Here is a 5,152-nt window from a genome sequence, read left to right as displayed (position 1 = left end):
TGCTCGACAAGTTGCGGGTCATCCTGGGTGACCGCATCGTTGGCCCAGTCGCGCATGGCCATCTGGCTCATGGCCTGACGTGAGCATTCCCGCCACGCTGGCAGCGGGAACAGGCTCGCATCCGGCTGCCCGTAAACGAACGGATAGGGATAGTCCTGCCAGTTGGCCGGTTTGATAATGTTGCGCTGCCCGGCGAGACGGCCATCGATCCACGACCGCCAGTCGACCCCCGTTCCTAAATTGTTTTCTTCTGCTTTGCTTTTCTCCGCAGGGGTACCCGAGGTGATGGCCGCGACGACAAAGCCGGACCGATCCGCCACGCCTAAAAACTCGCTCTCCACCAGCTTGTCATAGACGATGACCACCGTCGTCCGTGACAGCGACAAATCCTTCGCCAGTTTCCGGGTGGACGGCATCTTCGTTCCCGGCGGCAGTTGCCCGTTCAGGATCGCGGCGATGATTTGTTCCCGCAACTGGTTCTGCACCGATGTATGTGATGTGCGGTCAATGATAAAAAGCAACTTGCGATACCTTTAAAAAAAGATATTAACATTCCGGGTAACGCGCATCATAGGCTGGAAAGATCATTATGGGGACTTTTTTGAGGTGATATCCTCGCAAAAAATCAGGCCAGCGAGACCGGAGGACTGCTCCGCCCTTACGGATCTTTCCCTCAACTCGAAAGCCTATTGGGGTTATACAGACGCCTTTATGCTAACCTGCAAGCCGTTCCTGTCCATTACCCCAAAAATGATAACGGACTGGCACAGCGGAGTGATTGAAACCGCCGAAGAGATTGCCGGGTTTTATTTTCTATCGGAGGAGCAGGCCCAAGCGGAACTCCAGCTTCTCTATATTGATCCATCCTATATCGGCTGCGGCTACGGCCGCTGCCTTTTTAACTCGGCAGTCGAGACGGCGATCAGGCTTGGACATCCCAATTTGCGGATCGAGGCGGACCCGAACGCCGTTGGTTTCTACCGGAAAATGGGTGCGCGGCAGACCGGGTGGTGCCGGTCAGACATCAGCGATGGGCACGAACTGCCGCTGATGATTCTGGATCTTTCAAAAGGCGCTAGATAATCTCGAAATACCGCTGCATCTCCCAATCGGTGATGGCTTTGCGAAATTCCCGCTCTTCCCATTCCCGGGTAATCACGTAATGATCAACAAAGGCATCGCCAAACAGCTCCCGCGCAGGCCGGGATTTTTTCAGCGCCTGCGCCGCCTCCCACAAAGTTTTCGGCAAGGCCAGCTCTTCAGGGAATTCCTGGGTATAGGCATTGCCCTTGATCGGCGTTGTCGGCTCGATCTTGTTCTCAATCCCCCAGAGACCGGAGCCAAGCGCGGCGGCAATCGCGATATGCGGGTTCATGTCCGCCGCCGCAATCCGATATTCCACGCGCTGTGATTTTTCCGACCCCAGTATGGCGCGGAGCGCACAAGTACGATTGTCAATTCCCCAACTGGCCTCGGTCGGGGCCCAGAAGCCGGGTATCAAACGAGTATAGCTGTTGATGGTCGGCGCAATCATCGCCAGGAATTCCGGCATCAGCTTCTGCTGTCCGCCGATAAAATGGCGCATGGTATCGCTGATGTTATTTTCCTTGGCACTATCGAAAAAAGAACCCGTTCCGTTTTTATCCGCAAGCGACAAATGGATGTGACCACTCTGCCCGGGATAGTTCTTCGACCATTTCGCCATAAAGGTCGCCATCAGGTCGTTTTTCTGGGCCAGCACCTTGGTAAAAGTCTTGAACAGAGCCCCCTTGTCCGCTGCCTTCAAGGCTTCGTCATAGGCAATCGCCGCTTCGAGGACGCCAGGACCGGTTTCCGTATGCAGCCCCTCAATCGGCATGTCCATCTCCTCGCAAAGCGCGAGAAGCTGCTCGTAGAAATTATGCTCGACCGAAGCGCGGAGCATTGAATAACCAAAATTCCCCGGCGTGAAGGTCGTAAGGCCATGGTAATTTTTCTCACGGATCGATTCTGGGGACTCGTTAAAGAGAAAGAACTCGAACTCACAGGCAGCAGCCGCCGTGAACCCCATATCGGAGGCTTTGGCGAGTACGCGCTTCAAGGTTTGGCGCGGGCAAACCCCTGCCGCCCTGTCTCCAAACTCCAGAAGGAAAAACAACATGTTATCTTCAAGTGGCAGTTCCCGGCAGCTATCGATGACCGGTACCACCGTGGCATCCGCATAGCCATTGGCCCAACCAGTGTAGCTTTCCTTGTCGTAAAGCTGGTCATTCGCGTCCCAGCCCAGAACGACATCACAGAAACCAAACCCGTCTTCGAGAACGCTGAAAAATTTCTTGGTACTGAGATATTTTCCGCGCAGGACGCCGTCGATGTCAAAAACGCCGACCTTGACGAAGTCCAGTCCGCGATCCTCAACAATAGTGCGGGCATCGGTAACTGTCTTAACGAAACGTGCGTCCATAATGTCCCCGAAAAACCTAATAATATGAAGTCGATAACACTACCGCGTTAAAAGCTCAAGCGCCTGCCGATGCAGTGCCGGTGTCGCCGCCGCAAGAATGGTGCCGTCGGAATTAAGACCGGGACGGCGCCCGGACCAGTCAGTTATCACGCCGCCAGCCTCCTCGATGATGGGAATAACCGCCATATAATCATAATATTGCAGGCCCGTATCTACGGCGACGTCGGCCCAGCCTGACGCCACCATCGCGTAGATATAGCAATCACCACCATATCTGCGAACCCGAGCTTGCCGCGTGAGGGCGGCAAAGCGGGACTGATGTTTTTCCGACAGATATTCGACCGAGGTCGTCATCAAGATCGCCTCGGCAAGCTGATCGCATTTACTGACAGAACAGCGCACACCGTTAAAGAAGCACCCATCGCCGTCGATCCCGATCCAGAATTCCTTCAACTCCGGCATTGATATCGCGCCCACGCGAACCTCCCGGTCCTTCAGGTAAGCGATCAATGTTCCATACTGCGGCAAACCGGAAATAAAGCTTTTGGTGCCGTCAATCGGGTCGATTACCCAGATTTCATCATTATCCCTGCCCTCAATTCCATGTTCCTCGCCGAGAAGGCCATGCGCCGGATAGGTCGCGGCGATCATATCCCGAATCAGACGTTCCGTCTTCTGGTCGGCAATGGTAACAGGGCTCTGATCAGCTTTAACATGAACATCGAGAGGTTTGCGAAAATGGGAGGTGGTACAAAGCGCCGCCTCCGTCGCAAGAGTACAGGCAAATTCCGCTATTTCAGAGAACTCCCCCCCAACCAAACACATACTCAATAACGGATTAGTCATATTACTTAAACGCGTCTTTATAAAAATAGCTGTTTCTTAGTGAACAGCGGGACAATCATACTTCCACAATTGTCCATAATTATTCACATTTATCAACAGGAAATGCAAATTAAGGCTGGATCACATATTCGCCCAACGCATCGTTCAGCCATTCGCAGACATAGCGACCAAGGGAGCCGCGCACATATACATGAAAATCAGTCTTTGTCACCTGCTCGACAATCGCCGGGGATTTGGCAATCAGGGTTTGTGCGCAATCGCCGGGCCCAAACACGCGCGGATGAAAATCCATATCACAGCTTTTCATCAGGACCTTGTGACTATCCGCACCGGTAAGAGCGAAAATCGTCCGGTTCGCGCTCACGTCATTGATGGCGACATGCTGTCCCGACAGCTCACTCTCCAGTGCCGCCACGAGATCTTTCTGCGTCGGGGCATCGCCGACAACCAGCCATTCATCTGGCGACAGCCAGAGTGCCTTGATCTTATCGCCGGTGACCACCTTGTTCGGCACTGCCGGTAATTTCAACCCGATCGTCGCCAAAACGGCCTTTACAAACATCGGATCCTCGTTATTGCCGCGCAAATTTACCTGCGCGCGTGGGGATAACTCGCTAAGGCCCTTATGCAACTGGCCAGCCAGAGGCGCTGCAGCTGTTATCCAAAGACGGCTGTCAACCATTGAGGCGCTCCCCTTCCTTGTCATAAAAGACAGGATCGACAATGGTCGCTGCCAGTGTCTTGTCCGTCAACGGGGCAAAGATTTTTTTGCCGATTTTCCCGGCACCGCCCTTGACTAGCGCCAGCGCAATGGAATGACCCAGTGCGGCACTGTAATAGCTTGAGGTCACATGCCCGACCATCGGCATCGGAATTGCGGCATTGGCATCGAACACAAGCTGCGCCCCTTCCGGCAGAACGTCTTCAGGGTTATCCGTCTTCAACCCAACCAGCTGCTTACGATCCGTTCGCGCCGTATCAGCACGGGTGAAGGATCTCTTGCCGACGAAGTCCGGTTTGACCTTGGAGACAATCCAGTCCATGCCGAGATCTTGCGGTGTCGTCGTGCCATCGGTTTCCTGACCGACAATGATAAAGCCTTTTTCGGCCCGGAGAATATGCATGCTCTCGGTACCGTAGGGCGTCATGTCATATTCCTTGCCCGCGTCCATCACGGCTGTCCAGAGGGCAAGCCCATACGCCCAGGGGACATTGATTTCGTATGTCAGCTCACCGGTAAAGCTGATCCGGAAAATACGGGCGGGAAGCCCGGAGACGTTCCCTTCGGCGAAGGACAGGAACGGGAACCTTTCAGGGGATAGGTCCAAGTCTGGGGCAAGCTTCGCCAGCACCCTGCCCGCCTTCGGCCCGGTGATCGAAACCGTCGCCCATTGCTCGGTGACCGACGTGCAATAAACCTTGAGGTCCGGCCATTCGGTTTGCAGATATTCCTCTAGCCAGTCAAGAACGATGGCCGCATTCCCCGATGTCGTCGTCATCAGGAAGCGATCTTCCGCCAACCGTGCGGTTGTCCCGTCATCGAAGACCATGCCGTCCTCATGGCACATCAGGCCATAGCGGACGCGTCCGATGCCGAGCTTCAGCCAGGCATTGGTATAGATTCGATTGAGGAATTCGGCGGCATCAGCACCACGGATATCGATTTTTCCGAGTGTCGAGGCGTCGAGCACGCCGACGGAGTTCCGGACAGCTAGACATTCCCTGTCCGTTGCGGCCCGCATATCCTCGCCCGGCTTCGGATAGTACCAGGGTCGTTTCCACTGTCCGACATTCTCGAACTTAGCCCCCGCCTGGACATGCCAGTCGTGAATGCTGGTGACGCGCACCGGATCCGACCAGTCC

6 protein-coding genes are annotated in these 5,152 nt (G+C 54.8%); 1 reads left to right on the top strand and 5 read right to left on the bottom strand.

Annotated elements, in window-relative coordinates; genetic code table 11:
* A partial coding sequence (locus tag ACESNI_RS06075) for a GntR family transcriptional regulator (protein ID WP_373085624.1) occupies positions 1–521 on the bottom strand: 521 nt, incomplete at its 3' end.
* Positions 522–711: 190 nt separating this feature from the next.
* Here ACESNI_RS06075 and ACESNI_RS06070 point away from each other — a divergent pair.
* The gene (locus tag ACESNI_RS06070; RefSeq protein WP_373085623.1) at positions 712–1,083 is read left to right on the top strand and encodes a GNAT family N-acetyltransferase; all 372 of its coding nucleotides are present in this window, start codon (positions 712–714) and stop codon (positions 1,081–1,083) included.
* Here ACESNI_RS06070 and ACESNI_RS06065 read toward each other — a convergent pair.
* The 4 genes from ACESNI_RS06065 to ACESNI_RS06050 form a co-directional block, all read right to left on the bottom strand.
* On the bottom strand, positions 1,076–2,443 hold the full coding sequence (locus ACESNI_RS06065; protein WP_373085622.1) for a glutamine synthetase family protein: 1,368 nt from the start codon (positions 2,441–2,443) through the stop codon (positions 1,076–1,078). The genes ACESNI_RS06070 and ACESNI_RS06065 overlap by 8 nt on opposite strands.
* 39 nt (positions 2,444–2,482) lie before the next feature.
* Positions 2,483–3,289 (bottom strand): histidinol-phosphatase, encoded by an 807-nt coding sequence (gene hisN / locus ACESNI_RS06060; RefSeq protein ID WP_373085620.1) that lies wholly within the window; start codon positions 3,287–3,289, stop codon positions 2,483–2,485.
* 109 nt (positions 3,290–3,398) lie between these two features.
* A complete protein-coding gene (locus ACESNI_RS06055; protein WP_373085619.1) occupies positions 3,399–3,971 on the bottom strand; it encodes a sarcosine oxidase subunit gamma in 573 nt (190 codons plus the stop codon).
* Positions 3,964–5,152: glycine cleavage T C-terminal barrel domain-containing protein (locus ACESNI_RS06050; RefSeq protein ID WP_373085618.1), on the bottom strand; the 1,189-nt coding region annotated here is incomplete at its 5' end. The genes ACESNI_RS06055 and ACESNI_RS06050, both read right to left, overlap by 8 nt.

Origin of the sequence: Sneathiella sp., assembly GCF_041689005.1 — a bacterium.
Taxonomy (GTDB): Bacteria; Pseudomonadota; Alphaproteobacteria; order Sneathiellales; family Sneathiellaceae; genus Sneathiella.
This window is presented reverse-complemented; position numbering and strand designations above follow the sequence as displayed.

Coding starts and splice junctions, on each gene's coding strand:
- ACESNI_RS06070 (WP_373085623.1), top strand. CDS start 712: ATGCTAACCTGCAAGCCGTTCCTGTCCATTACCCCAAAAATGATAACG.
- ACESNI_RS06065 (WP_373085622.1), bottom strand. CDS start 2,443: ATGGACGCACGTTTCGTTAAGACAGTTACCGATGCCCGCACTATTGTT.
- hisN (WP_373085620.1), bottom strand. CDS start 3,289: ATGACTAATCCGTTATTGAGTATGTGTTTGGTTGGGGGGGAGTTCTCT.
- ACESNI_RS06055 (WP_373085619.1), bottom strand. CDS start 3,971: ATGGTTGACAGCCGTCTTTGGATAACAGCTGCAGCGCCTCTGGCTGGC.